Origin of the sequence: Streptomyces sp. NPDC093586, assembly GCF_044764905.1 — a bacterium.
GTDB lineage: Bacteria > Actinomycetota > Actinomycetes > Streptomycetales > Streptomycetaceae > Streptomyces.
In genome coordinates this window covers 31,904-54,891 of record NZ_JBIWJA010000038.1, presented here as the reverse complement: position 1 = coordinate 54,891, position 22,988 = coordinate 31,904, and the positions used below count along the sequence as shown (strand labels likewise).

General features: G+C 70.3%; 11 protein-coding genes. 6 read left to right on the top strand and 5 right to left on the bottom strand.

The annotated features are described in order from the left end of the window. Nucleotides 1-104: 104 nt before the first annotated feature. Entirely contained in the window at nucleotides 105-6,791 is a 6,687-nt protein-coding gene (locus tag ACIRFH_RS29715) for a DUF3320 domain-containing protein (RefSeq protein WP_403527366.1), read from the top strand. Nucleotides 6,792-6,882: 91 nt separating this feature from the next. Here ACIRFH_RS29715 and ACIRFH_RS29710 read toward each other — a convergent pair whose 3' ends face one another. Both ACIRFH_RS29710 and brxD read right to left on the bottom strand, forming a co-directional pair. Further along, nucleotides 6,883-9,066, bottom strand: a complete 2,184-nt coding sequence (locus ACIRFH_RS29710; RefSeq protein ID WP_403527363.1) for a DEAD/DEAH box helicase — start codon at nucleotides 9,064-9,066, stop codon at nucleotides 6,883-6,885. Beyond that, nucleotides 9,066-10,415 carry a BREX system ATP-binding protein BrxD gene (gene brxD, locus ACIRFH_RS29705; RefSeq protein WP_403527359.1) on the bottom strand — a complete coding sequence of 450 codons (1,350 nt, stop codon included), beginning with the start codon at nucleotides 10,413-10,415 and terminating at the stop codon, nucleotides 9,066-9,068. Before brxD ends, ACIRFH_RS29710 begins: the two co-directional genes overlap by 1 nt. A 196-nt stretch (nucleotides 10,416-10,611) precedes the next feature. Between brxD and ACIRFH_RS29700 the strand changes: the two genes are divergently transcribed. From ACIRFH_RS29700 to ACIRFH_RS29690, 3 genes are all read left to right on the top strand, one after another. Further along, nucleotides 10,612-11,340, top strand: a complete 729-nt coding sequence (locus tag ACIRFH_RS29700) for a DUF4839 domain-containing protein (RefSeq protein ID WP_403527357.1) — start codon at nucleotides 10,612-10,614, stop codon at nucleotides 11,338-11,340. A gap of 151 nt (nucleotides 11,341-11,491) precedes the next feature. Next, the gene (locus ACIRFH_RS29695) at nucleotides 11,492-13,309 is read left to right on the top strand and encodes a DUF262 domain-containing protein (RefSeq protein ID WP_403527354.1); all 1,818 of its coding nucleotides are present in this window, start codon (nucleotides 11,492-11,494) and stop codon (nucleotides 13,307-13,309) included. Beyond that, nucleotides 13,306-14,358, top strand: a complete 1,053-nt coding sequence (locus ACIRFH_RS29690) for a CBS domain-containing protein (protein ID WP_403527351.1) — start codon at nucleotides 13,306-13,308, stop codon at nucleotides 14,356-14,358. The genes ACIRFH_RS29695 and ACIRFH_RS29690 overlap by 4 nt, the downstream gene beginning before the upstream one ends. A 28-nt stretch (nucleotides 14,359-14,386) precedes the next feature. Here ACIRFH_RS29690 and ACIRFH_RS29685 read toward each other — a convergent pair whose 3' ends face one another. After that, nucleotides 14,387-14,836: an ATP-binding protein gene (locus ACIRFH_RS29685; RefSeq protein WP_403527349.1), complete on the bottom strand. Its 450-nt coding sequence runs from the start codon at nucleotides 14,834-14,836 to the stop codon at nucleotides 14,387-14,389. A 174-nt stretch (nucleotides 14,837-15,010) separates the two neighbouring features. Here ACIRFH_RS29685 and ACIRFH_RS29680 point away from each other — a divergent pair, with 174 nt between their 5' ends. Together ACIRFH_RS29680 and ACIRFH_RS29675 are read left to right on the top strand one after the other, a co-directional pair. Beyond that, nucleotides 15,011-15,868, top strand: a complete 858-nt coding sequence (locus ACIRFH_RS29680) for a helix-turn-helix domain-containing protein (RefSeq protein WP_403527346.1) — start codon at nucleotides 15,011-15,013, stop codon at nucleotides 15,866-15,868. Next, on the top strand, nucleotides 15,865-16,077 hold the full coding sequence (locus ACIRFH_RS29675; RefSeq protein WP_403527343.1) for a DUF397 domain-containing protein: 213 nt from the start codon (nucleotides 15,865-15,867) through the stop codon (nucleotides 16,075-16,077). The genes ACIRFH_RS29680 and ACIRFH_RS29675 overlap by 4 nt, the downstream gene beginning before the upstream one ends. A gap of 58 nt (nucleotides 16,078-16,135) precedes the next feature. On the opposite strand, the gene pglZ is transcribed toward ACIRFH_RS29675, so the two are convergent. Next, nucleotides 16,136-19,060 (bottom strand): BREX-2 system phosphatase PglZ, encoded by a 2,925-nt coding sequence (pglZ, locus tag ACIRFH_RS29670; RefSeq protein WP_403527340.1) that lies wholly within the window; start codon nucleotides 19,058-19,060, stop codon nucleotides 16,136-16,138. After that, nucleotides 19,057-22,944: a phage resistance protein gene (locus ACIRFH_RS29665; protein WP_403527337.1), complete on the bottom strand. Its 3,888-nt coding sequence runs from the start codon at nucleotides 22,942-22,944 to the stop codon at nucleotides 19,057-19,059. Before ACIRFH_RS29665 ends, pglZ begins: the two co-directional genes overlap by 4 nt. Nucleotides 22,945-22,988 lie beyond the last annotated feature (44 nt).

Genomic DNA, 22,988 nt, shown 5'->3' with positions numbered 1-22,988 from the left:
GATCGATCGGAGACACCGGGCCTGCCCGCATCACCGTGCCCCTGGGAGAAATCCGTCGCTTCCCCCTCCCGGACCTGAGCAATGCAACATGAGAGCAGGGAACCGTGACGACCAATCCGGGTGCATTCGGGGGCGGCAGCGATCTGGAGCGTCTCAAGACGATCCTGGCGGGCTGGCGCACGTCGCTCGTGGATCTCAGTGGTCGCAATCGGCTTCTGAACTTCAAGCACACTCGTGCCTCGACGCTCGAGTTGTCGGCTCCGTCGCCGTCGGCCCTGGTCGGCCTGCTCGAGAATCGGGCCCTGCACTTCGCCCCGCTCCCGGACGAGGTGCCTGCGGAAGGCGAGGAGGAATCGGCATGCCCTCCCCCTGGTGAGAACGACATCGTCACGCAGAAGACCACGGCTCCGGCCCTGCAGAGGGCGTTGCGCTCCCTCCGTTCCAAGGCCACGCAGGTGTTCAACGACTACGGCCTGTGGACCCTCCACCTGGGCGTCGGCATCCTGCACTGGCGCGAGGACGGGGCCACCACCAGCAGCCAGGCACCGTTGGTCCTGTTCCCCGTGGAACTCGTGCGGACGCCCACCGGTCAGATCCTCCTTCAGGCGAACGACGACGAGGATCCCCAGCTCAATCCGGCCCTGCCCATCAAGCTGGAGCAGTTCGGCATCGACTGGACACCGGTCGCGGAGACGGACTGCCGTGATGTGACAGCCGTGGTGGAGGCCGTCCGCAAGGCCGTGTCCGGCAAGTCCCTGTGGGAGGTGGAGGAGCGGGTCGTCATGTCGCTCTTCGCCTCGCACAAAGAATCGATGTACCGGGACCTGCTGGAAAACGAGGACCGGCTTCTGGCGAGCGCCCTGGTGCGCGCGGTGGCGGTGGGACCCGGTTCTGCCCTCGCCGCCAACCGCTTCGACTTCGAGGAGGTGCCGTCGGAGCGGATCGACGAGCTGGCCCCTCCCGAGGACTCGCCCCTGGTCCTCGACGCGGACACCTCGCAGCGGCAGGCGGTCGCCGCGGCGGTGGCCGGCCGGTCGTTCGTGCTCGACGGCCCTCCGGGCACGGGCAAGAGCCAGACGATCACCAACATCATCGCCGGCCTGATGCACGCCGGCCGCAATGTGCTGTTCGTCAGTGAGAAGGCCGCGGCCCTGGACGTCGTCCTGCAGCGCCTGAAGTCGGTCGGGCTGGATTCCTACGCCTTCGCCCTGCACAGCCGTAACACCAGCCGCAAGGCCGTCGCCCAGGAGCTGGGCCGTGCGCTTTCCGAGCAGCCGCAGGCGACGGAACTCCCCGACCAGGAGAGGGCCCAGGCGCGGCTGGACCGCGAGGCGCTGTCCGCGTACGCCGCGGCGATGAACGAGGTGCGCCAGCCGCTGGGCCGTACGCTGCACGACGTCATCGGCCGGGTGGGCCGTCTCGACGACGCGCCTGTCGCCTACCTCTCGTCCTCCGGTGACAACGCCTCCGCGCGGTTCGACGCCTCGTCCCTCACGGCAGGCGATCTGGAGAACCTCCTCATGGCCGCCGACGCCATCGGCGACGCCTGGCAGGCGGTGGCCGATCCGGGCTTCCCGTGGCGCGGACTGCGCACGGACCGGCCGCACCCCGGCCCGGTGCTGGAGGAGACGCGAACCGCCCTGGCCGGCCTCCGGTCCGCCCTGAGCGGCTACGAGGCGCTCAACACGGACGGTGCGCAGTTCACGACGTCGAGCCAGGTCGCACGTCTCGTCCGGTTGCTGGACCTGCTGGACGAGCGGCTCCCAGTGCCCGAATGGTGGCTCACCGACGACGACGTCGCGCTCGACGTGACCGGTCCGGTCGAGTCCTTCCTCGACGCGTTGCGTCACGTCCGGCGCGCGCAGCAGACCGCCCGGGACCTGGTGGGTGACCGCTGGCAGGAAGTGTCTCCGCGGCTGCGTGCCGAGCCGGCGGCGACCGAGCAGGCGCTGGCCTCTCTGCAACCACGAGGTCTTGAACTGGCCGGCCTGACCGAGCCGCAGGCAAAGGAACTGGGCCGGGACCTGGCCGGTGCGGCCGACCTCCTGGTGGGCGCGACAGCCTCGGCCCGCGAGCTGTCCCGACTCCTGGAAGTCGACGAACCGGCCTCCCTGGCCGAGGCGAAGGCCCTGTGCTATCTGGCCGACCTGTCCGCTGTCCCGCATCGTCCGCTGGAGGCGTGGTTCTCTCCGGAGGGCCTGGCCGCCGCACAGCAGGAGGCCGTCGGCCTCGTGACTGCCGCGGTACGTGAGTTCGAGGACCGCCGTGCGCGCACGGTCACGGCGCGCACCACCGCGCAGGAGCACGCCGGGCCAGGCTGGGCGGACCTGCCGTCGCATCTGCCCCGGCAGCCGGAGGCCGCGGAGGAGGCGCTCGGTGTTCTCGAACCGCCCGGCGCCGATCTCACCGTTCTCGGCCGGGACGAAGCCGGTGCGCTGGCTTCTCGCTGGGACGCCCTCGCCGACATGCTGGAGGACACCGCGCGGTGTGCGGCGGACGCGGCAAGCCTGCTGGGCTGCGACCTACCAGGCACCGCTTCGGAGGTCCGGTCGGTGGCGGATCTCGTCGTGCTGTCCACCGCTGCCCACCGGGCACCCGAGGCCTGGTTCGATCCCGCGGTGCTGCCGCGGGCACGCCAGGTCGTGGGCGAACTGCGTGTCCTCATGGACGCTCTCGACCGGGCCCGGCAAGCGGCACAGGGCGTGTTCGGTCCCGCCACTCCGCACACCGCGGGCTTGGCCGACACCGTACGCCGGCTCTCGGAGAACGGCCGACGGTTCGCGGCGGGTCTCTCCGCACAGGTGCGGGCCGACCGGAAGCTCGTCGGCGGGGTGAGCATCGGCGGATCGTGGCAGAGCGGCCTGCAGCAGGACCTGGACAAGGCAGCGGCCTGGCAGCAGGCGCACCAGGCCGTGCGGGCCAAGGTGGCCGAGCAGACGGAGCTGCTCGGCGCGCACGCCGGTGACGGCCTGCCCGATCTCGACGCGCTGGACGGTGCGCTGCGCCAGGCCGAGGACGCCCACCGGCTCGCCCCGGCGGTGGTGGCCGATCCGGACCGCCGCCGCCGGCTCGTCGCACAGCTGGCCCACGGCTTCGCTCCTGACAGCGAACTCCACGCATGGGGCGAGCGGTTGAAGAGCTCGCTGAGCACGTGGGAGGCGGCGCTGCGGGAGCCGCGACTGCGTCCGCACAGCATCGCCCTGGCGCCTCTCGGACCGGCAGCGGCGGCCGCGTGGCTGCGCGCTCATGTGCCGGTGCTGGAAAGCGCCGTGCGGCTCATCGACGCCGTCCAGTCCGTCGGCCGCAGGGACTTCGGTGAGGGAGCGGGGCACACCCTCGCCTCCGCGCGCACGGCGGTCGCCTGCGCGCACGCGGCGCAGCGGGAGGATGCGGCGTTCGCGTCCCAGGAGACCTACGACCGGGAACTGCTGTGCTCCTGGTACGCGGGCCTGGACACGCGTCTCGACGACCTGTCGAGTCCCGATGACGGCGCATCGGTGGAAGGGGATCTGCTGCGGCGCGCCCTGCGGCTGACGGCACCGGACGACGGCTCCTCCGGAGCAAGACCGACCACTCACGAAGCGATGGAGATCCTGGGCGACTACGCTCCGGGCGGCCGGCCGCGCACCGCGGCCCTGGCAGCCGCGCTCGCCGCCGCGTCGGAGGCGCACCGGCTGGCGGGGCCGGTCCTCGCGGACCCTGCCCGTCGCAGCGGTCTCGTCCGCGCACTCGGCGCCCGGCACCCCGTCGTCGCCGGACTGCTGGAGACGGCCGCCCGTCTGCGGGCACAGTGCGCCGACTGGGAGACCTTCACGAACGCACCGGCACTGGCACCCGCCGCTTCCGGACTGCGGGCGCGCTCGCTCGCCGAGGCCATGGCGTGGTTGCGCGCCCATCTCGACCCGCTCGACGAGGCGGCTTCCCTGATCCATGCGGTGGCTCGTGCCACCGGCCCCTCGGGAAGCTCCCCCGACTGGCTGACGTTGAGCGGGGCTCGCGCCTCCCTGGCAGCCGTGGTGGCCGCACGGGCCGCCGAGGAGGACTTCCTGCGGTCGGAAGCGGAGCACCGCCGACTGCTCGGTGGCCTCTACGAAGGCATCAACACGTCCCGGGACACCGTCGACCGTGCCCTGGACTGGACCCTCACCGTCAGGCGCACCGCTTCCGCCACCGGCGCGGCGGCTCCCCTGGCGCCCGAGGCCGCGCGCCTTCTGCTGCACACTGCACCGGATGCGTCGGTGAAGCGCCGCAACCGCGACTGGCTGGACCGTACGGAAGTGCTCATCGGTCACTTCTCCCCTGCGCGGGCGGCGGAGATCCGCGGCGAGCTGGAGGCCGGGTTCCCGTCCGCGGAGGCCCTGCTCGACCGCATGTCCGACGACCCGTACGGTCCGGACGCCTGGATCCGTTCCGCCGAGGCCCGCGACGTGCTGGGCGGCTACGGTCTGGAGGAGCTGCCGTCTCAGTTGGCGGAGCGCGACGTGCCGGCGTCGCTGTTCCGGGTGGCCGTGGAACGTACCGTGCTGCGTGTCTGGGTGGAGCACCAGCTGGCGACCGACAGCCGTCTGTCCGCGGTGCGGGCCACCGACCGGGACCAGCTGGTGGAGCGCTACCGCCGGCTGGACCGTGGACTGGTCCAGGCCGCCCATGCGACGGTGATCGCCGCCTGCAACGCCCGGCGTCCCCGGAGGGCGACGACCGGCCAGGCCGCGATCCTGAGCCGTCAGGCGAAACTGCAGCGACGGCACATGCCGGTGCGGCGGCTCCTGGACGAGACCCGGGTCGTCGTCCAGCGGCTCAAGCCGTGCTTCATGATGAGCCCCCTGACGGTCAGCCAGTACCTTCCGCCGGACTTCCGTTTCGACGTGGTCATCTTCGACGAGGCGTCGCAGGTGCTCCCGCAGGACGCCGTCAACGCCGTCTACCGCGGTGACGCCCTGATCGTGGCGGGTGACCCGCGGCAGCTCCCGCCCACGTCGTTCTTCAGCTCCGGCGGCGACGCCGACGATGACGACGAGTGGGACGAGGAGATCCCCGACTCCTTCGAGTCCATCCTGGACGCCTGCAAGGCCAGTGGCGTGTTGCGCGAGATGTCACTGCGCTGGCACTACCGCAGCCGTCACGAGAACCTGATCGCCTTCAGCAACCACGAGTTCTACGACGACTCGATGGTCGTGTTCCCGGGCGCGGTCACCGACGGCCACGACGTGGGTGTGGCGTTCTTCAAGGCCGACGGCGTCTACGACCGCAGCAACCGGCGTGACAACGTCCGCGAGGCCCAGCTGGTGGCCGAGCGGGTCATCCACCACTTCTCCACGCGGCCCGGCCTGTCCTTGGGCATCGTCACGCTCTCCAAGGCGCAGGCCGATGCCGTGGAGGACGCCATCGCCGAGGCTCGCAAGGCCCGGCCCGACCTCGACGAGTACTTCACCGAGGACCGTCTGGGCGGCTTCTTCGTGAAGAACCTGGAAACCGTGCAGGGTGATGAACGCGACGTGATCATCCTGTCGGTCGGCTACGGCCCCGACGCCCAGGGCAAGCTGCGTGCCCAGTTCGGCCCGATCAACCGCGAGGGCGGCTGGCGGCGGCTGAACGTGGCCGTCACCCGCGCCCGGCACCGGGTGGAGGTCGTGGCGTCCTTCCACGGCGCCGACCTGCCGGACAGCACCAACAAGAGCGTCCAGCACCTCAAGCGGTACCTGCAGTACGCGGAGCAGGGCCCCGCCGTCCTGGCCACGGCCGCGCCGGACGCGGACGCGGCGCCGGAGAGCCCGTTCGAGGAGGACGTGCTGGCGGTCCTGCGGGACTGGGGCTACGACGTGCAGCCCCAGGTGGGCGTCGCGGGTTTCCGGATCGACATGGCGGTCCGGCACCCGGGAGCTCCCGGCTCGTACGCCCTGGGGATCGAGTGCGACGGTGCGATGTACCACTCGTCCCGTGCCGCGCGCGACCGCGACCGGCTGCGGGAGGAGATCCTGCGCGGTCTGGGGTGGAACCTCCACCGGATCTGGGGCACCGACTGGTACCGCAACCGCAAGGATGCGCAACGGCGGCTGCGCGAGGCCGTCGAGGCCGCCTGCGCGGCCGATCCGTACGCGCCCGTGCCGGAGGCCGCACCGGTCCCCGCACCCCGGAAGGCACCGGCGGAGATAGCGATCGTTCCGGTGGCCGAGTCCGACCGCTCGGAGTGGAGCCGACCGTACCGTGCTCTGGGGTGGGAGGAGTTGTACGAGCTGAAGGACGCCCTGTCCACGGCGGCCGGGCTTCCGCGGATCGATCTGCGCGACCCCGCAGCGCGTACCGTGGTGGCCGAGGTGGCCCACCACATCATCACGATGGAAGGCCCCGTCGAGGAGGACGTCCTGATCGGCCGGGTCCGCAGTGCATGGCTGCTCGACCGTTCGGGCCAGATCGTGCAGAGCAGCGTTCGCGACGCTCTGCAACTGCTGCGCAAGAAGCAGAAGGCCGTGCGGACCGGCACCGTGTGGGACCTGCCCGGCCGGGAGGTGACCGTGGCCCGTACGCCGAGCCCGGACTTCGACCGCAAGAAGGTCTCCCAGGTTCCGCCGGCGGAGCGCCAGGTCGCTCTGCTCGGCATCCTGTCCGAGTCACCGGGCATGCGGCGCGAGGAGCTGGCCAGGGAGACGGCCCGCTTCTTCGGGTGGCTGCGCCTGGGCACGGACATCAAGGCCGCCTTCGACAAGGACATCGAGGAGCTGCTGGCCCGGAACGCGGTCGAGGAGGGGCCCTCGGGGCTGGTTCCCCTAGAGGGCCCTGCCGGAAGCCGCTGACCGGCATCGGTGTTGGTGGCGTCCACCGTGGCCTTGGCGGACGCCACCCGCCGAGGCCACGGCAAGCGCGCCCGGATCGCCGGGCCTCGGGTCACTGCCCCTGCTCGAACCGCACCGTTTCCGCCAGCACCGAGCGGGCGTTCTCGAAGTCGGCCAGTCGTGCCGCGACCGTGGCGACGGCGAGGCGTTCGGGAAGGGCGGCGGAGAACTTCAGTCCGCGTACCGCCCGGCGGTCCACGTCAGGCAGGACGAGGTTGTCGCCGACGCTCTCCCGGGCCGCGCGCCAGGCGGCCGGTGTCACGTCCTCACGCAGGCGTACCCAGCAGTCGGTGGGGCGCTGCAGGGGGTCACTGACCGAGGACAGGGTGGCCGCGAGGGTGGCGTTGGCGCGGTAGCCGGCCCAGGTCCACCAGCGCACGTCGTTGCCGGCACGCGTGACGAGGGTGCCGCCCGGGTGCACGGTGTCGGGTGCGTCGCTCTCGCGCTGCTCGGCCAGGCACGCCTCGGCACGCCGGGTGAGAGAGACGGGCGGATCCGTGCCCAGCAGCACCTCTCGCATGGCGCGGGTCAGGGCGTACGACAGGCCGGCGATACCACCGTTCATCCACTTGGCGACACCGCCGCCGTCGGCGGGTTCGACGAAGACGCGTTTGCGCAGCCAGTCGATGTAGGCGACCTGCCAACTGCGTCCGCCCAGCAGCAGTCGCCGAGGACCCGGGCGTTCCTCGGTGAGCACGCTCGGGTCGGTGCGACCGATCTCGGTACGGCCGGACAGGACGGTGAACTGCGGCGGCGCGGTGAAGGACGCCGTCAGTTCGATGAAATGCCGCTTGCCGAAACGGCGTTCCGCCTCGGGTCCGACGAACAGCATGCCGCCGTCGTTGTCGAGGAAGCCTTCGTCGGTGAGGTGGCGCAGGATCGGGGCGGCGGACCGGTCGAAGGGGGCGAGGCCGTTCCACTGCTGGTCCCACAGCTGGTCGCCGAGCTTGTGCTGTTGCAGGGTGACGGCGAGGAGCTGCTGGGCCACGAGGTGGCGCGGCTCGGGCGGTGCGACGACCGGTTCGACCCAGCCGCGCGACCAGAGCAGGAGCAGCCCGGCCGCTTGCAGAAGGGTGTCCGGCCGGGTGGTGAGGAACAGGCAGTTGCGCACCGTGCCCGCGCGCCGGCCGGTGCGGCCGATGCGCTGCAGGAAAGAGGCGACAGAGGCCGGTGAGTCGATCTGGATGACCCGGTCCAGGTCACCGACATCGATGCCGAGTTCGAGGGTCGAGGTGGAGACGATGACGCAGTCACGGGCCTCGGCGAAGGCCTGCTCGGAGCGGGTGCGTTCGTCGACGGAGAGGGAGGCGTGGGACAGGAAGACGGTCACCTCGCGGGCACGCAGCGCGGCGCCCAGTTCCTCGACCTGGCGGCGCGAATCGCAGAAGACGAGCCGCTTCTCGCCACGGTGCAGGGCCGCGATGAGTTTGGCGGCGTTGTCCAGGGAGCCCACGTAGTCGAGTTCCACCTCGCCCGCGGGCCTGGGGGTTTGTTCCGCGGTTGCCGTGCCGGACCCGGGTGGTGGTGAGACGTCCGGGGCGACGACCTGCCCCGTACGGCTCCCGGCGCCTGATCCCTGCAGCCAGTGCAGGAGCTGGCCGGGGTTGCCGACGGTCGCGGACAGTCCGATCCGCTGGATGGACCGTCCGGTGACCCGCTCCAGCCGTTCCAGTACGGCCAGCAGGTGCCAGCCCCGGTCGTCGCCCGCGAAGGCGTGCACCTCGTCGACGACAATGGCTCGTACGCCGCCCAGCAGCCGTGCGTGGTCGGTCTTGACGCCGATCAGCATCGCCTCGAGCGACTCGGGCGTGGTCAGCAGGATGTCCGGTGCCTCGGCGCGGATGCGCTGTCGCTGCGACTCCTTGGTGTCGCCGTGCCAGAGCGCCGCGCGCCGCCCCAGCCACTGGGCGTACGTGTCGACGCGGCCGACGAGGTTGTTGAGGAGCGCCTTGAGGGGGCACAGGTACAGCACGGAGGTGCCGGTCCACTTCTGTTCCGCCATCGCCGACAGCAGAGGGAAGCAAGCCGCCTCGGTCTTGCCGCCGGCCGTCGGTGCCAGGAGCACGGCGTCCTCGCCGTCCATGAGCGGGGTGATCGACGCCCGCTGGAGAGGGCGCAGGTCCGGCCAGCCGAGGGTGTTGACGATGTGGTGCAGGACGACGGGGTCGAGCCGGTCGAGCACGTCGGTCCCTCCCCCGGCCGGCCCCGTCCCGGCCGGGCTGTCGGCGTCGGCCATCACAGCTCCAGGTCGATGTCGTCGGCGGACGCGGAACCGCCGGTGACCGCGACGGCCAGGTTCCGCTCCACGTCGGTGAGTTCGCTGTTCGCGACGGTCAGCTTGTAGTGCTGCCGGGGGTCGAAGTCGTCGAACTGGTCCACGCGGTCGAGGACATCCCCGACGAGCTTCTTCAGGAACAGCCGGGGCGCCACACCGACCTTCCCGCCCAGCGCTCCGCCGACGGCCCGCGCGAGGTCCGCGACGTAGGCGTCGTCGACGACCGTCCGCACGCGCTCGGGAGCCTGTGCGGCGTCCGCATACAGGTCCCGGATGGTGACGCCGAGGCCGACCAGGGACTCCTGGGTGAAGCCGGGCAGCCGGATCTGGACGGCGCGGGGGTTGTCGAAGCGCGGGTCGGTGGTGAAGTCGGTGGCGAGCCGCTGGGCGAGCGGGGCCAGGCGCTGGACGCCCTGCTGACCGTCGTAGAAGGCGGGGGTGCCGGTGATGACGAGGTACAGGCCGGGGAAACGGCCGGAGTGCACCTCGTCGATGAGCTGGCGCAGCGCGTTGAGTGCCTTGTCGCGGGCGTCGGACCGCACCCGCTGCAGGGTCTCGACCTCATCGAGGACGACGAAGAGCCCGGTGTGCCCGGAGTCGCGCAGCACGGTGAGCAGACCCTGCAGGAAGCCGAGCGCCCCGAAGTGGTCCAGGTCACCGCGCACCCCGGCGGACCGGCGCGCGGCGGCGGCGACGTGTGGCTGACCGCCGAGCCACGCCAGGACGGCCGCGGCGGTCGCCTCGTCGCCGTCGGCGAGGGCGGCCCGGTAGCCGCGCAGGGCGGTGGCGAAGGACGGGGCGTGCCGGGAGACCTCGGCGAGCCGCGCGACGAGCAGTTTCTCCACCTCGCCGGGCAGCTCCTCCTCGGTCGCGCCGGCGGCAAGGGCGTCCTCCTCCAAGGCGTAGAACCAGGCGTCGACCACGGGACGCAGTGCGCTGGGCGGGAAGCTGGAGGTGGTGAGGCGCTCGGTGAGCCGCCGGTAGACCGTCTCCAGCTTGTGCAGCGGCGTCTCGGTCTCGGAGATCTGGATCTCGGCCACAGCGAAGTTGCGGCGCTTGGCCCGCTCCCCCAGCCAGCGGGTGAAGAACGTCTTGCCGGACCCGTACTCACCACGCACGGCCTTGAACACGGAACCGCCGGACGCCACGGCGTCCAGTTCCGCATCAAGGGCCGTCTCGAACCGGTCGAGCCCGGTGGCCAGCAGGTCGAGCCCGCTCTCGGGCACGGCCCCGCGGCGCAGGGCGTCGATGACGGTACGGCGGCGGGCGGCACTGACCTGTGCGGGGCGCTTGGATCCGGTGGTGCTCACGGAGAACAGTGTTCCATCTCCTCGTAGCTCAACGCCCGAACGAAGAGGCAAAATATCCGATTAACTTCTAAATGTCCGATTGTTTGAATTTCGCGCTCGAAACCGATGGCGAGTCGACGATGACGGGGTTTCCACCGCAGCCCCTTATGCTGCGCGAGGCAGTTGGTGTGAACAGTGCATTGGGGGGGCGCAGCACATGGCCGACGAGATCAAGTACGAGTACAAGACCGTGCAGACCGTTCGCGGCACCGATGGCTTGGTGATCTCGAAGATGCAGAAGGACGGCTGGGAGTTCGTCGAACAGTCCCAGAGCACGCTCCGCTCCACCCTCAACTTCCGCCGGCCGAAGAAGCCGCTGCCGTGGCCCCTGATCGGCACGGGAGCCGCCGGCCTCGCGATCTTGGCCATCGTCATCGGCACTGCCACCGCACTCAGCAACGGAGATGAGAAAAAGGGCGAGGCAGCCAAGCCAACGGCCGCCGCGAGCGAGAAGCCTTCGGCTACGCCGACTCCGACCGCGGCCGAGCTGGCTGCCACCGAGATGATCACGCCTGAGAACAGCCCGGAGTTCGCGGCGCTACTGAAGACGGCGGACACCTGCGACAATGCGAACGCAGACTTCGCGACCACGCATAGGGGCCAGACGATCGCGTTCAACGGCTCGATTGTCGACATGACACCTCACGGTGACTACGACACCCGCTACGACTTCCTCCTGGGCCCTGGCGACAAGGGGTCAAACACGACGGTCGGCCCAGCCTTCAAATACGAGGACGTCAACATCGCCGAACTGAGACTGACCGGCAAGAACGTCCCGGCCACCGTCGGCGTAGGTGACAAATTCCGCTTCGTCGCCGAGGTGGGCGACTTCAACGCAGGCCAGTGCCTGCTCTACCTCGACCCTGTCTCGACGGCAACTCGGTAACATCCCTTCTCCGACAGGGGTACCAAGAACCTCTCTCCGCCAGCCGGTGCTTACAGGTTGTCTCGTCCATCTTCGAACCGGCTTGACCGTCACCACAGGGCGCTGCTGGAATCACTCTCCGTACAGGAAACAGGGCAGAGAGTGGAGACACATGGCGGCCCTCGACAACGTGAAGCTCAAGGACGTTCTGGCGGATGTCGCCTCGGGCTCCTTGCAACTGCCTGACTTCCAGCGGAACTGGAAGTGGGACGACGACCGGATCCGGGCGATCATCGCGACGGTCACGCTGGACTATCCGCTCGGCGTCGTGATGACGCTGCAGACCGGCGGCGCCACCCGGTTCCGCTCCCGGACCCTCACCGGCGCACAGCCGCACGGTGATCCGCCGGCCGACCTCCTGCTGCTGGACGGGCAGCAGCGTCTCACCTCCCTCTTCCAGGCCCTGTGGCTGGACGCCCCGGTGGAGACGGCGGACGCGCGGGGCAAGCCCATTCAGCGGTGGTACTACGTCGACATCGCGAAGGCCGTCGGGCCGTCCGCGGACCGCGACGAGGCCATCGTGTCCGTCCCTGCTGACAAGGTGCTCCGGACGGACTTCAACCGCACCGTGGTGCTGGACCTGAGCACCACGGAGGCCGAGTGCGCGGCCGGCCTCTTCCCTCTGCACTTCGTCTTCGACGCCCAGCGTGTGAACGAGTGGAAGAAGGCCTACATCAAGGCGGACGAGGACCGGAACTGGGACCTGTGGGGCCAGTTCGACGAGGCGGTCCTCCAGCAGGTCCGCGCCTTTCAGGTTCCGATGATCCGGCTGGCCGCCTCCACCTCCATGGACGCCGTCTGCGCGGTGTTCGAGCGGGTCAACACGGGCGGCGTGCCCCTGAACGTCTTCGAACTGCTCACCGCCACCTACGCCGGGGACCGCGAGTACGTGGAGCGGACCGGGGACTACTACCAGCTTCCCGTGGTGTGGCGGGAGATCAAGCAGGCACTGGCGAGCAAGTACCCGGTCTTCGGCCGTCTGGAGAGCGGCATCGAGAACGGGCTGAGCAGCATCGACTTTCTGCAGGCCATCGCCCTGGTACGCACCTGGGAGCGGAAACAGGAGGGCATCGGTGCCACGGTGTCCTGCAAGCGCCGCGACCTGCTGGACCTCCCCCTGGCCGACTTCGTCCGCCTGGCACCCAGGCTCGCCGACGCCTTCGCGTGGGTGGGTGACTTCCTGGAACGCCAGTGCATCGTCCGCCCGGCCGACCTGCCGTACAGGACGCAGCTCATCCCGCTCGCCGCCCTCCGCGCCATCCTGGACACGGCGACGGACGGTCTGGGAGCGGAGGAGAAGATCGAGCAGTGGTACTGGTGCGGGGTACTCGGGGAGATGTACGGCGGCTCCACGGAGACGCGTTTCACCAAGGACATCGAACAACTCGTCCCCTGGATCAGGCAGGGTGACAGGGCGCCCGAAACGGTCACGGAAGCGTTCTTCTTCGCCGAGCGCCTCGACACCCTCACCACTCGCAACAGCGCCGCCTACAAGGGCATCTACGCTCTGCTGATCAAGCAGGGGGCGGTGGATTGGCATCACACAAGCGCCCCGCTCAGTCCCGGCCGGCTGGACGAGTACGGCGTGGACGTGCGGCAGATCTTCCCCAGGACGTGGTTCCGGCGGGGCAACAGCAGCGGCCTGCCCACGAATTCGATCGTGAACAAGACGCCCTTGTCGTACCGAGCCGCGATGGACATGACGGGGGCGCCCTCGTCGTACCTGTCCACGATGATCGCCGCGTCCGACATGCGGCCCGAGTGGTTCGACGACGTCCTGACCACGCATCTGATCGATCCTGACGCGCTGCGCGAGAACGACTACGAGCGTTTCTACCGCGACCGTTCCAAGCAGTTGCAGGAGCTCGTGCACTCCGCCATGGGCAAGAGGACGATGCTCCGTGACCTGCCTGAGGACGACGCCCGATGACGATCAGGCCGCACGAGCAGGACGTCTCCTCCCTCAAGGGCAGGACAGTTTCTGTGCAGGAGATCCTGGACCTGTTCCAGGTCAGAGTCCGCGATCACCGGACGGTGCACCGTATCTCGCAGGCCCTGACCGACGCCGGGCTGACCACCCTGCCGGACTTCGCCGTCTGCGGTCTGCGCAGCACCGTCGACGTCGTGCCTCTGGCGTCCGTCCCCGCACAGCGCACGCCGGCCGACGCGGACGACGAGCCTGACGCGGCGGAAGAGGCCCTGCCCTCGCAGGCCCTGCCTCAGCGTCTGCTGCTCGGCGACATCCCGTCGGCGCGACGTGGCCTGGTGTCCGTGGGTCCCGGTACGCCCCTGTCCCAGACGACCTTCCTCATGCGTACGAAAGGTCTCTCCCAGATCCCTGTGACCAGCGGCATGGCGCAGGTCCACGGGGTGGTCACCTGGGGGTCCGTGGCCAAGATGTACGAGGCTGGCAAGGAGGCCACCCTCGACAACGCCATGGAGAAGGACTCGCTGCCCGTCGCCGACGCCCGCCAGGAATTCTTCGCCGCCCTCCCGGTCATTCGCGAACACGGCTACTTGCTCGTCCGGGGTGACGACGGCTGCCTCGCGGGTATCGTCACCGCCGCAGACGTCACGGAGCGTTTCGAAGGGGCGGCGCGCCCCTTCTTCATCGTGGGCGAGATCGAGTCGCTGCTGCGCCGTTGCCTGGGTGCGGCACTGGACACGGAGACCATCAAAACGGTCCAGACGAACAAGAAACCGGAGCACCGTACCGGCCAGGTGTCGGACCTCATGTTCGGCGACTACCTGAGACTCCTGGACGGTGATCAGACAAAGCAGTCCCTCGCCCAGCAGGCCGACCGCAACTGGGAGGCCCTGAAGTGGCCCAACATGCCCCGGGCGCAGTTCATCGACCTGCTGAAGCGAGTGAAGGACATCCGCAACCGGATCGCCCACTTCGACGAGAAGCCGCTTCCGCAGGAGATGCTCGACGAGCTGACGACCTTCGCGAAGGTGCTGCGGGCGTTCGCGTCGTGACTGTCGCAAGGCAGCGGGACAGGGCTGCTCACCACGGGCACGCGATCTCGGCCCACACCGTCTTCGTGCAGGTGTTCCGCGCCTCGCAGCCCCAGCGTTCGGCGTACGCCGACACCAGGACCAGTCCCCGTCCTGAGTCCGCATCCAGTGAGCAGGGCTCGGCGGCGGGGGCCGTCGGTGGCAGTCGTTCGGGCCGCGCGTCGGTCACCTCGACACGGACGTGCCCCGGAAGCCGCAGCAGGGAGAGCCTGAAGTCCCGTCCCGGCAGCCGGCCGTGGGTGACGGCGTTGGTGGCCAGTTCGGCTGTGACGACGGCGACGGCGTGGGACGCCTCGCTGTCGTACGGGACGCCCCAGGCCGCGAGTTGTTGCACGGCGAGACGGCGGGCGAGGCGTGCTCCGCGTCTCGTGGCGCTGAGGCGAATGGTGAACTGCGGGAGGTGAGCGGTTGCCTCGGCTACTGCATCGATCGACTTCATACAGTGACTGTCTCGTCACGGACACCGCCCGGCCAGGTCGGTCGGTCGTACCCGGGTGCACGGTACGGCCGTTGTACGGGTCGGTACGGCATCTGTACGGGCCCGGGGCCGAGACCGGACAGCCGGTTGGCTCGTTACGGACGGTACGGGACACTGCGACGGGCAGGGGGCGCCATGGGCAGGACGAGCGAGCGCGAGTGCCGGACGACGGGCAGGCGTCCACCGGGCAAGGAACACCCCGCGGTGTGGAGCGCGTACGGCAAGCTGGTCCGCCTCTTCCGCGAACGGGCGGGGCTGACCCAGCAGGCCCTCGCCGAGGCCATCGGGTACTCGTTGGAACAGGTCGCCTCGGTGGAGCAGGGGCGGCGCCCGGCCAAGGCTGCGTTCACGGAGGCTACGGAACGGGTACTGGGGGCGGGCGGGGCGCTGCGGGTGCTTCAGGAGGACGTGGACCGGGCCAAGTTGCCCGAGTTCTTCCAAGACTTCGCCTTGCTGGAGGCCGAGGCGGTCAGTCGGTTCTCCTATGATCCAATGCTGGTGCCAGGGCTGTTGCAGACCGAGTCATACGCTCGCGCCCTTCTTGAAGCACACTTTCCGCCGCTTGACGATGACGCAATCGAACAGCATCTCACCGCCCGGCTTGCTCGACAGGCTCTTCTCAGCCGGAAGAACCCGTGCGTCGTGTTCTCCTTCATCTTGGAGGAAGGATCACTCCACCGCATGGTGGGTGGCACGGCGGTCATGCAGGAGCAACTGGGATGGCTTCAAGAGTGCAGCCGCCTGCGGAACGTGGAGATTCAAGTGATGCCCACCCAGCGCGCTGCCCACAGCGGGGTCAACGGTCAAATGGTCCTACTGGAGACACTCGGACATCGGCAGTTCGTCTGTATCGAAGCTCAAGGCATCATGAGCATCCGTTCCAACCGGAACGAAGTCAGCGAGTTCTGGTTGCGGTATGGAATGCTGCGGTCACAGGCCCTCCACACGGAAGAGTCTGCCCGCCTCATCGAGCACATGGCAGGGGAGCTATGAGCATCGAACAGCACACCAAGCAACTTGGTGAACTGGCTTGGTTCAAAAGCAGCTACAGCGGCACGAACGGCGGCGACTGCGTAGAGGTCGCCGCCGCGCCCGGCGCCGTACATGTCCGGGACTCGAAGGCGCAGGAAGGCGCGGTGCTGGCCTTCCCTCGGGAGCAGTGGGCGACGTTCATCGCCTACGCGGGTGAGACCACCGCCTGAGAACAGACCGCTCGGGGTGCCTCCAGGACGAGATCCGGAGGCACTCCGAGTCGTGTCGTCAGCCTGTTCCGAGGGCGAACTGTTCGCGCAGCAGCGCCTCGTGGAGCCGCAGCGTACGGCCGTCCGGCAGGGTCTCCAGGACCTGTACGCCGTCGTAGTTGAGGAGCTGACGCAACACGGCGGCGAAGCCGTCACCCCGCGTGGTGGGCATACCCGCGCGCTGGGCGAGGGCGGTGACGGGCAGGGTGCCGCCCGCGTCGAGCAGGGCTGCGAGTGCCTTGTGGACCTGCTCCTGCTGCGGCTTGCGGGCCAGGCCGCCGAGCTGTGCCTGGTACGTCTCCGAGTCGAGCAGCGCCGTCACGAGCGTCTCCGTTCGGGAGACGACGGTCGGAGTGAGGAGCGCGTCGTCTCCCCCGGCGGTTAGCGTGACGTCGAAGAGTGCCTCGTGGGTCCGGTCGACTTCCGCCTGTTGCTTCTTGGCCTTGGTGGTCGGCTTCTTGGGAGCGGCCGGGATCCCGCCGACCGCCGGCCGAGCGGTCTGCTCGCTCGGCAGCGCGGCACTCCCGGTCTCCTCCGGGGCCCACCAGCTCGGCCGCTGATCTCCCAGTTCCCGCCAGCCCTTGGGGGGTTCCGCCCCGAAGGGCAGGAAGGCAAGCACCGGGATGGTGAACTCGGCGAGTGACGCCCCGCCGTGGTAGCCGGCCTTGAGGGCGGTGTAGCGGGAGTCGGCGTCCCACAGCGCGACGATGGACGCGCCGGGCTCGGGCCAGACCACGCGCGGCCCGGTCAGCGCGACCTCGCGTTCGTCGAGCGGGCCTTCGCCGGGCGCGCGGTGGCGGGCGGAGGCCGGATCGGCGGCGGCGACCTTCGTGCCGTGCCGGTCGACGACGTGGCCGTGGTCGCTGGTGACGATGACCGCCATGCCCTGTGTGGCCGCTGCCCTCAGCAGTTCTCGCAGGCCAGGCACGTCGTCCACCCGCCAGGCCCCGTCGCCGAGCTTCTGCTCCTTGGCGAGCCGGTCGTCGATGGCGTTGAGGACGACGGCCACATGGGTCCTGCCGTCGCCGAGCGCTTCCGTGAGCGCCGGGCCGAAGGTGTCGCCCGCGGTCTCGGTGCGCAGGTCGTCCTTGTGGAACACGGCGGCGGGGGCCCCGCCCCATAGCTTCAGTGCGGGGAAGAGCCGTGTCTCGTCGGTCTGGGTGCCCTTCATCAGCGTGCCGGCGAAGAGGGAGGTGCGGGACACCGCCGTCACGGTGGGCAGGGCGGCGGCCATCGCCCGTCGGTGCGGGGCGTCCTCGATCGGCAGCGGATCGAACTCCGCCCAGGTACGGCGCAGTTCCTCGCCGAGTTCGTTCGCGATGGCCGCGCTCATGCCGTCGAGGACGAGCAGGAGCACCCGTCGCTCCTCTCCGCGCCGGACGACGGGGCCGATCACGCGGTCGAGGAAGGTCTCGACGGTGAGCATCTTGCCGGGCGTGGTGCCGGCCTCCGTCCAGGAGGCCAGGGAGCGTGCGAAGGCTTCGTCGATGTGCCGGCGCCGGTCCCTGACACGGGTGCCGAGGGTGTCGTACGCGGCCTTGAGGACGGGGTCCGGATCGCCGCCGGCCTCGATGTGCTCCAGGGCGAGGTCGGCCCAGCCAGTCTCGTCGATGTGCCGCTGTATGGCGTCGGCGACGGTGGGGACGTCGACGCTCGGGTCGGTGGCCAGCCAGCGGGTGAGGCGCTGCCCCATGCGGGCGCATTCGATGCGGGCGGCTTCCTCCGGTTCGGTGGCGAGCCGGTGGTTCTCCAGCTTCCGTACGGCATCCGCCACGGCGGCCGTGTCACCCGTGGCGAGGGCCTGGCCGACGGCGGTGAACCGGGCGTCGAGTCCGCCACGCAGGACGGGGCTCGCCGCGACGGCCCGCTCGGCGCCGAACTGGCGGGCCAGCGTGGCCGCCCGGTCGAGCACGATGCCGGTGGTACGGCGTGCCTCGCGGGCCTGGTCGGTGTCGGTGCCGCCGGTGCGGTGGCCGACCGCCAGCAGGGTGGTCACGTACTCCTCGGCGGCTCGGCCGAAGACGGTCACCAGAGCGTCGAGCTGGTCACCGGCCGCCGGGGGCTGCTCGCCGAAGTAGCGCTCGGCGCGGCCCCGGGCCTGGTACGTCTCGGGGGCCGGTTCGGCGTGCTGCCACAGTGCGGCGCAGACGAGGCCGAAGGCGGCGGCGTCCGTGCCGCGTTCCGCGTCGACGAGGGCGAGCAGGGCGCGGCCGGCGAGACCCGCCTGGTCCTCCTCGCCGAGGAAGGCGGTCAGTCCGGCGCGTTCGGGGCCACGCAGGGCGAGGAGCCGTTCGGGGGCGCCGGGCCGCGTCGACCAGTTCAGCAGGGTCTGCGCGTCGAGCCGGTCGTCGCCGGGGCGCAGCCGTGTGCCGTTCTCGGTGTCGTAACGCCCGAGGCGCAGGCGGCGGTGGGCGAGCGCGGTGAGTGCGTACTGGCGGGACAGCCAGCCGCCGGACACGGACGGCCAGCCGCCGGGCGGGGTGGCGTCGAGGAGGGCTTCGGCGGCCCAGTTGACGTCCTTGAGGCGCGGGTCGATCTGCCGGGCGCCGAACGCCTCGCGGACGACGTCCCAGCTGTCGACCGTGTCGATGCGCTGCTTGTGGACGCGGGCGAGGATCGCCGGGTCGAGTTCGTTCTGCTCGCGGTCGGTGAGGACGACCAGGACGGCGGGGCCGGGCCGGCGGCCCGCCAGGTGGTCGAGGACGAGCTCGTGCACGGCGAGCGGCGACGGTGCCACCGCGACACCCGCCGTCCGGCCGCCGTCCCAGGCCGGTTCGGCGGGGCCGTCCCACTGAGGTGCGGACCGCAGCAGCACGGCGCGGCGCCTGCCCTCACCGTCCCCCGTCAGGGAGTCGACGAGAGAGGACTGCGAGGCCAGGTACTGGGTGACGGTCGCGGTGTTCAGCCGGACCGCGCCCGGGGCGGCGGTGACGGTGCCCGTCATTCGATGACCTGCCAGGTGATCTCGATGGTCGCGTCGGGGTGGCGGGCGGCCAGGTCGGACAGTTCCGCCTGCAGGTCGGCGGCGGCCCGCGCCGCGGTCGTGCTGCGGCGTCCGGACTTCCGCGCCGTGCCGTCGCCGCTCGCCGGGGCGGGCGTCTCCTGCGACGGGGTGTACGGGATCCGCGGGTCGCTGGTCGGCGTGTCCAGGGACAGGTCGCCGGCCGTGGGCTGCGGTGCGGCGGGTGCGGGCGGCGGAGTGGCGGCGGCTTGGCTGCGCTTGACCAGGGCGACGACCTCACGCTGGGTGCGAGAGAGGGCGTCGCGCAGGTCGGCGGTGCGCTGGTCGTCGCGGGCGACGTTGCGCAGCGAGTCGAGCAGCGCCGCACCCTCGGGGCCGAGCCCGGCGGCGAGTTCCAGGGTGCTCCAGGGTGCGGAGGCGACGGCCTCGGCGACGGCGCGGGCCTTCTTGATGGAGGTGCCGTACCGGTCGGCGCTGGTCTCGCCCAGGTCGAAGGAGGCGAGGGCCTCCACGGTCTTCTTCGCCCCGGCCGCACCCTTGCCGGCCTCCGCCGTGAGCGCGTCCAGCAGTTCCAGGGAGTGACGGGCGAGGGCGAGGCGTCCGGTGTCGGCGGTCTGGTCGAGGCCGAGGAAGGAGGCGTGGGCCTCCAGCTGGTGCACCAGGTCGGCCGCGTGGTCCCGGTGGGCGCGGGCGGCCTCGATGATCTGCCGGGCGAACTGGTTGACCATCCGGCCGCGCCGCAGCGCGGGCGGCTTCGCCCCGAAGATCGTCTCAAAGCGCTGCCGTGCGATGTCCCAGTCGGACTCGGCGGGCAGCGGCTGGCTGCGCAGCGCGTCGTGGTCCCTGATCGCGGACAGCTCGGGCGCGGGGTCGAGGACGGTGCCGCCGCGCACCCACACCCGGTCGTCCATCTCGGCGAAGGAAGCGACGACGAGCCGGGCGAGGAAGTCGGGCAGGCCGCGCGGCTCCGGCTGGTCGGTCCAGTCGGTGAGCGTGATCAGGGACAGGTCCCCGGTGACGCCCTGGGAGCTGGCCTGCTGACGGAAGTGGTCGGCCCAGTAGCGGGACAGCTCGAAGTACGCTTCCTTCTGCTGTCCGAGACGCAGGGGTCCGGCGATCCGCTGCATGAGCTTGCGGTCGGCGGCCGGGACCTCGATCCGTCCGTCGCGCGCCTCGGCGGCGGCCCGGACGTGGGTGAACACCTTCTTCGTGTCGGCAGGCTTGACGGCTGTGCCGGTGGCGTCGGGGTCGAGGTCGGGGTGGGCCGGGTACTGATGGGCGAGCAACTTGCCCGCGACATGCCGGATGCCGTCGTACAGGCTCTGTCCGAAGGACAGGGTGAGGCCGTCGACGTCGGGCAGCGCGACGAGGTGGTCGTCGAAGTCGGGCACGACGTCGGCGGCCTGCTTCTGCGCGAGGCCGTACGCCTGCTTGAAGGCACCCTTGACCTGCTTGAGCAGGGCTTCGCGCTGGGTTTCGAGCAGGCCCTTGGCGCGGCTGCGGTTGTCGGCGTTGAGGTGGCCGGCGTACTGGGTGTCGAAGCGGTGCTCGTCGGCGAGGGCCTTGTCGATGACGACGAGACGCCGGAAGTCGGCGAAGCGCTGCGCGGACAGGTGGGCGGGCAGCCAGGCGACGGTGCGGGACCGCTCGCCCTGCTGGCGCTCGCGCAGCCGCTGGATCCGGTTGACGTCCTCGACCGGGCCCCACTCGCCCTCGTCGAAGGGGAGGTCTATGGCGATGCGCCAGCGGCCCTCCTCCTGCGGCATCAGGTCGTGGTCGGGCAGCTCGTCCTCGTCGGCGACGTTACCGAAGACGATCTCGGCGGTACGCGCGGTGCCGCGCCAGGTGAAGCCGAGCTGGTCGCTCAGCTGGCCGTGCTCGACGCCCAGTTCCTCGGACAGCAGGCGGCGAGCGAGTGCGACGCGGTTTCCTGGGTTGTCGTTGACCTGGGCGTTGGCGATGACGGAGTCCACGTCGACGCCGGAGAGCTCGAGGCGGACGCCGGGGTTGGCGTCGGTGCCGGTCTCCTTGATCTCCGGGAACCTGGCCGCCCACTCGGCGACCTTGTTCTTGATGATGCCGACCTCGGCGCCCGGGATCGGCGCGAGGACCGACCCGTGGTTGAGCGCGCCGAGCCGCCGGATGGTCAGGTCGGACAGGGCGGGCACGCTGGGCGCGAGTGCGGAGAGCAGCAGGGTGCACACGAGGCGGTTGTCGCCGACGAACATCCGGCAGCGGTTGGCGCGCTGCGGGTCGGTGATGGCCTCGGGCCGGTTGCGGTACTGCTCGACGTCGTCCTCGGTGATGTCGTACGAGCTGAGGAGGTAGGGGCGGAGCTTGATCTTGTAGAGCTTGTCGGCAGCCTCGAAGACGACCTTCAGGCTGTCGGTGAACGGCTTGTCGCCGCCCTCCGCGATCACCGGGTAGAGGTCACCGACGGGGATGAGCTGGCCGAGGCGGATCTCGTTGCGGTGGTCGGCGAGGAGCTGGCCCATCAGCTTCAGACCGGTACGGGACCGCTGCAGCGCGGAGGAGATGTGGACGAGGGTGTCCATGAACGCCGGCGAAAACGGGTATGTCAGCCGGAACGACTCCGCGTCCGCGCCGGTCGTGCCCTTGTCCGAGCCGAGGAGGGTGTCCCAGACCTGGGAGCCGACCCGCTTGGTCTGCTCGAAGGCCGCGTCGATGAGCTTGTCCGCCTCGGCGTCCTTGGGCTTGAGGAGGCGGGCGTGGGCGATCTGAGGGAGGTTGCGGTCCTCGAGGGTGATCTTGTCGAACCGGCCGGAGGCCAGGTTCAGGGTGTCCTGGATGGACGACTCGGCGGCACCGGACACCTCCTCGCCGACCAGTTCGCGCAGATCGCGCTGGCGGGCGATGAACGACACGATCGGGATGGCACGGCGGGCGTCGCCGCCCTCTACGAAGTTCGTGATCTTGCTGGCCTCGCGGGCCACGAACTTCTGGTCGTGGATGAGGGTGGCCAGCCAGAGGATCAGCTCGTCCATGAACAGGATCAGGCCGTCGTAGCCGAGCGACTTGGCGTGCTCGGCGATGACGGAGAGGCCAGCGTCCAGGGAGATGAAGCCGTGCTCGTCCTCGGCGGCGTTCTTGGTGAAGCCGGGGAGGAGGTTGGTGCCGGCGTCGTTGACGAGCTTGGCGCGCAGCTCGGCCGGGGTGGAGGGGTTGAGGAGGTTGAGCGAGACACCCGCCTCGTGGTTCTCCTCGGCGGCGAGCGCGGTGTCGAGGAGCTGCGGGGTCCAGGCGAAGCCCTCGCCCCACTCGTCCTCATCATCGTCGTCCACGCCACTGCTGCCCAGGCCACGGATGACGGCCTCGTCACCCGTGCTGGCGCGCAGTGCGCGGATGTCATCGAAAAGGGAGTCGGTCCGGTAGACCTGCGGGGTCGGGGCCTCCGGGTGCAGCTTCTTGACGTGGTGCACGTACCCGCCGAGGACGCGCTGTTCCAGGGCCTTCGCGCCGAGCATGTGGTACGGCACGAGCAGGAACTTCTTGCCCTCCGTGCTCAGCCACTCGTGCTTGGTCAGCACCGGGTCGAACTCGGTGCGGGCACGGGCGGCCGGGTTGCCGCTGAGCAGCGCGTACAGCACGGCCATGAAGTGCGACTTACCTGAACCGAAGGAGCCGTGGAGGTAGGCGGCCTTGGAGCGGTGCCCGTCGAGCGAGGACTTGATGAGGGCCAGCGCCTCGTTGAAGTTCTCCAGCAGCCGCTCGGTGACTACGTAGTCCTTGAGCGCGTGCTGGGCGCCCTCGGGTGTCGTCGCCTCGGCGAGAGACAACACGAAGTCCGAGGTGGAGATGGACTCCTTGATGTCGATGACATCGCGGAGGAGGGGCTGCTGGGCCATTGCGGGTTCTCGCTCTCCTTGCGGACGTGCGGGGTGGGGTCTGT

Excerpts from the sequence above, each read along its gene's own strand:
- ACIRFH_RS29690 (WP_403527351.1), top strand. The coding sequence starts at position 13,306 with ATGACGATCAGGCCGCACGAGCAGGACGTCTCCTCCCTCAAGGGCAGG.
- ACIRFH_RS29680 (WP_403527346.1), top strand. The coding sequence starts at position 15,011 with ATGGGCAGGACGAGCGAGCGCGAGTGCCGGACGACGGGCAGGCGTCCA.
- ACIRFH_RS29710 (WP_403527363.1), bottom strand. The coding sequence starts at position 9,066 with ATGGCCGACGCCGACAGCCCGGCCGGGACGGGGCCGGCCGGGGGAGGG.
- ACIRFH_RS29700 (WP_403527357.1), top strand. The coding sequence starts at position 10,612 with ATGGCCGACGAGATCAAGTACGAGTACAAGACCGTGCAGACCGTTCGC.
- ACIRFH_RS29665 (WP_403527337.1), bottom strand. The coding sequence starts at position 22,944 with ATGGCCCAGCAGCCCCTCCTCCGCGATGTCATCGACATCAAGGAGTCC.
- ACIRFH_RS29685 (WP_403527349.1), bottom strand. The coding sequence starts at position 14,836 with ATGAAGTCGATCGATGCAGTAGCCGAGGCAACCGCTCACCTCCCGCAG.
- ACIRFH_RS29695 (WP_403527354.1), top strand. The coding sequence starts at position 11,492 with ATGGCGGCCCTCGACAACGTGAAGCTCAAGGACGTTCTGGCGGATGTC.
- ACIRFH_RS29675 (WP_403527343.1), top strand. The coding sequence starts at position 15,865 with ATGAGCATCGAACAGCACACCAAGCAACTTGGTGAACTGGCTTGGTTC.
- pglZ (WP_403527340.1), bottom strand. The coding sequence starts at position 19,060 with ATGACGGGCACCGTCACCGCCGCCCCGGGCGCGGTCCGGCTGAACACC.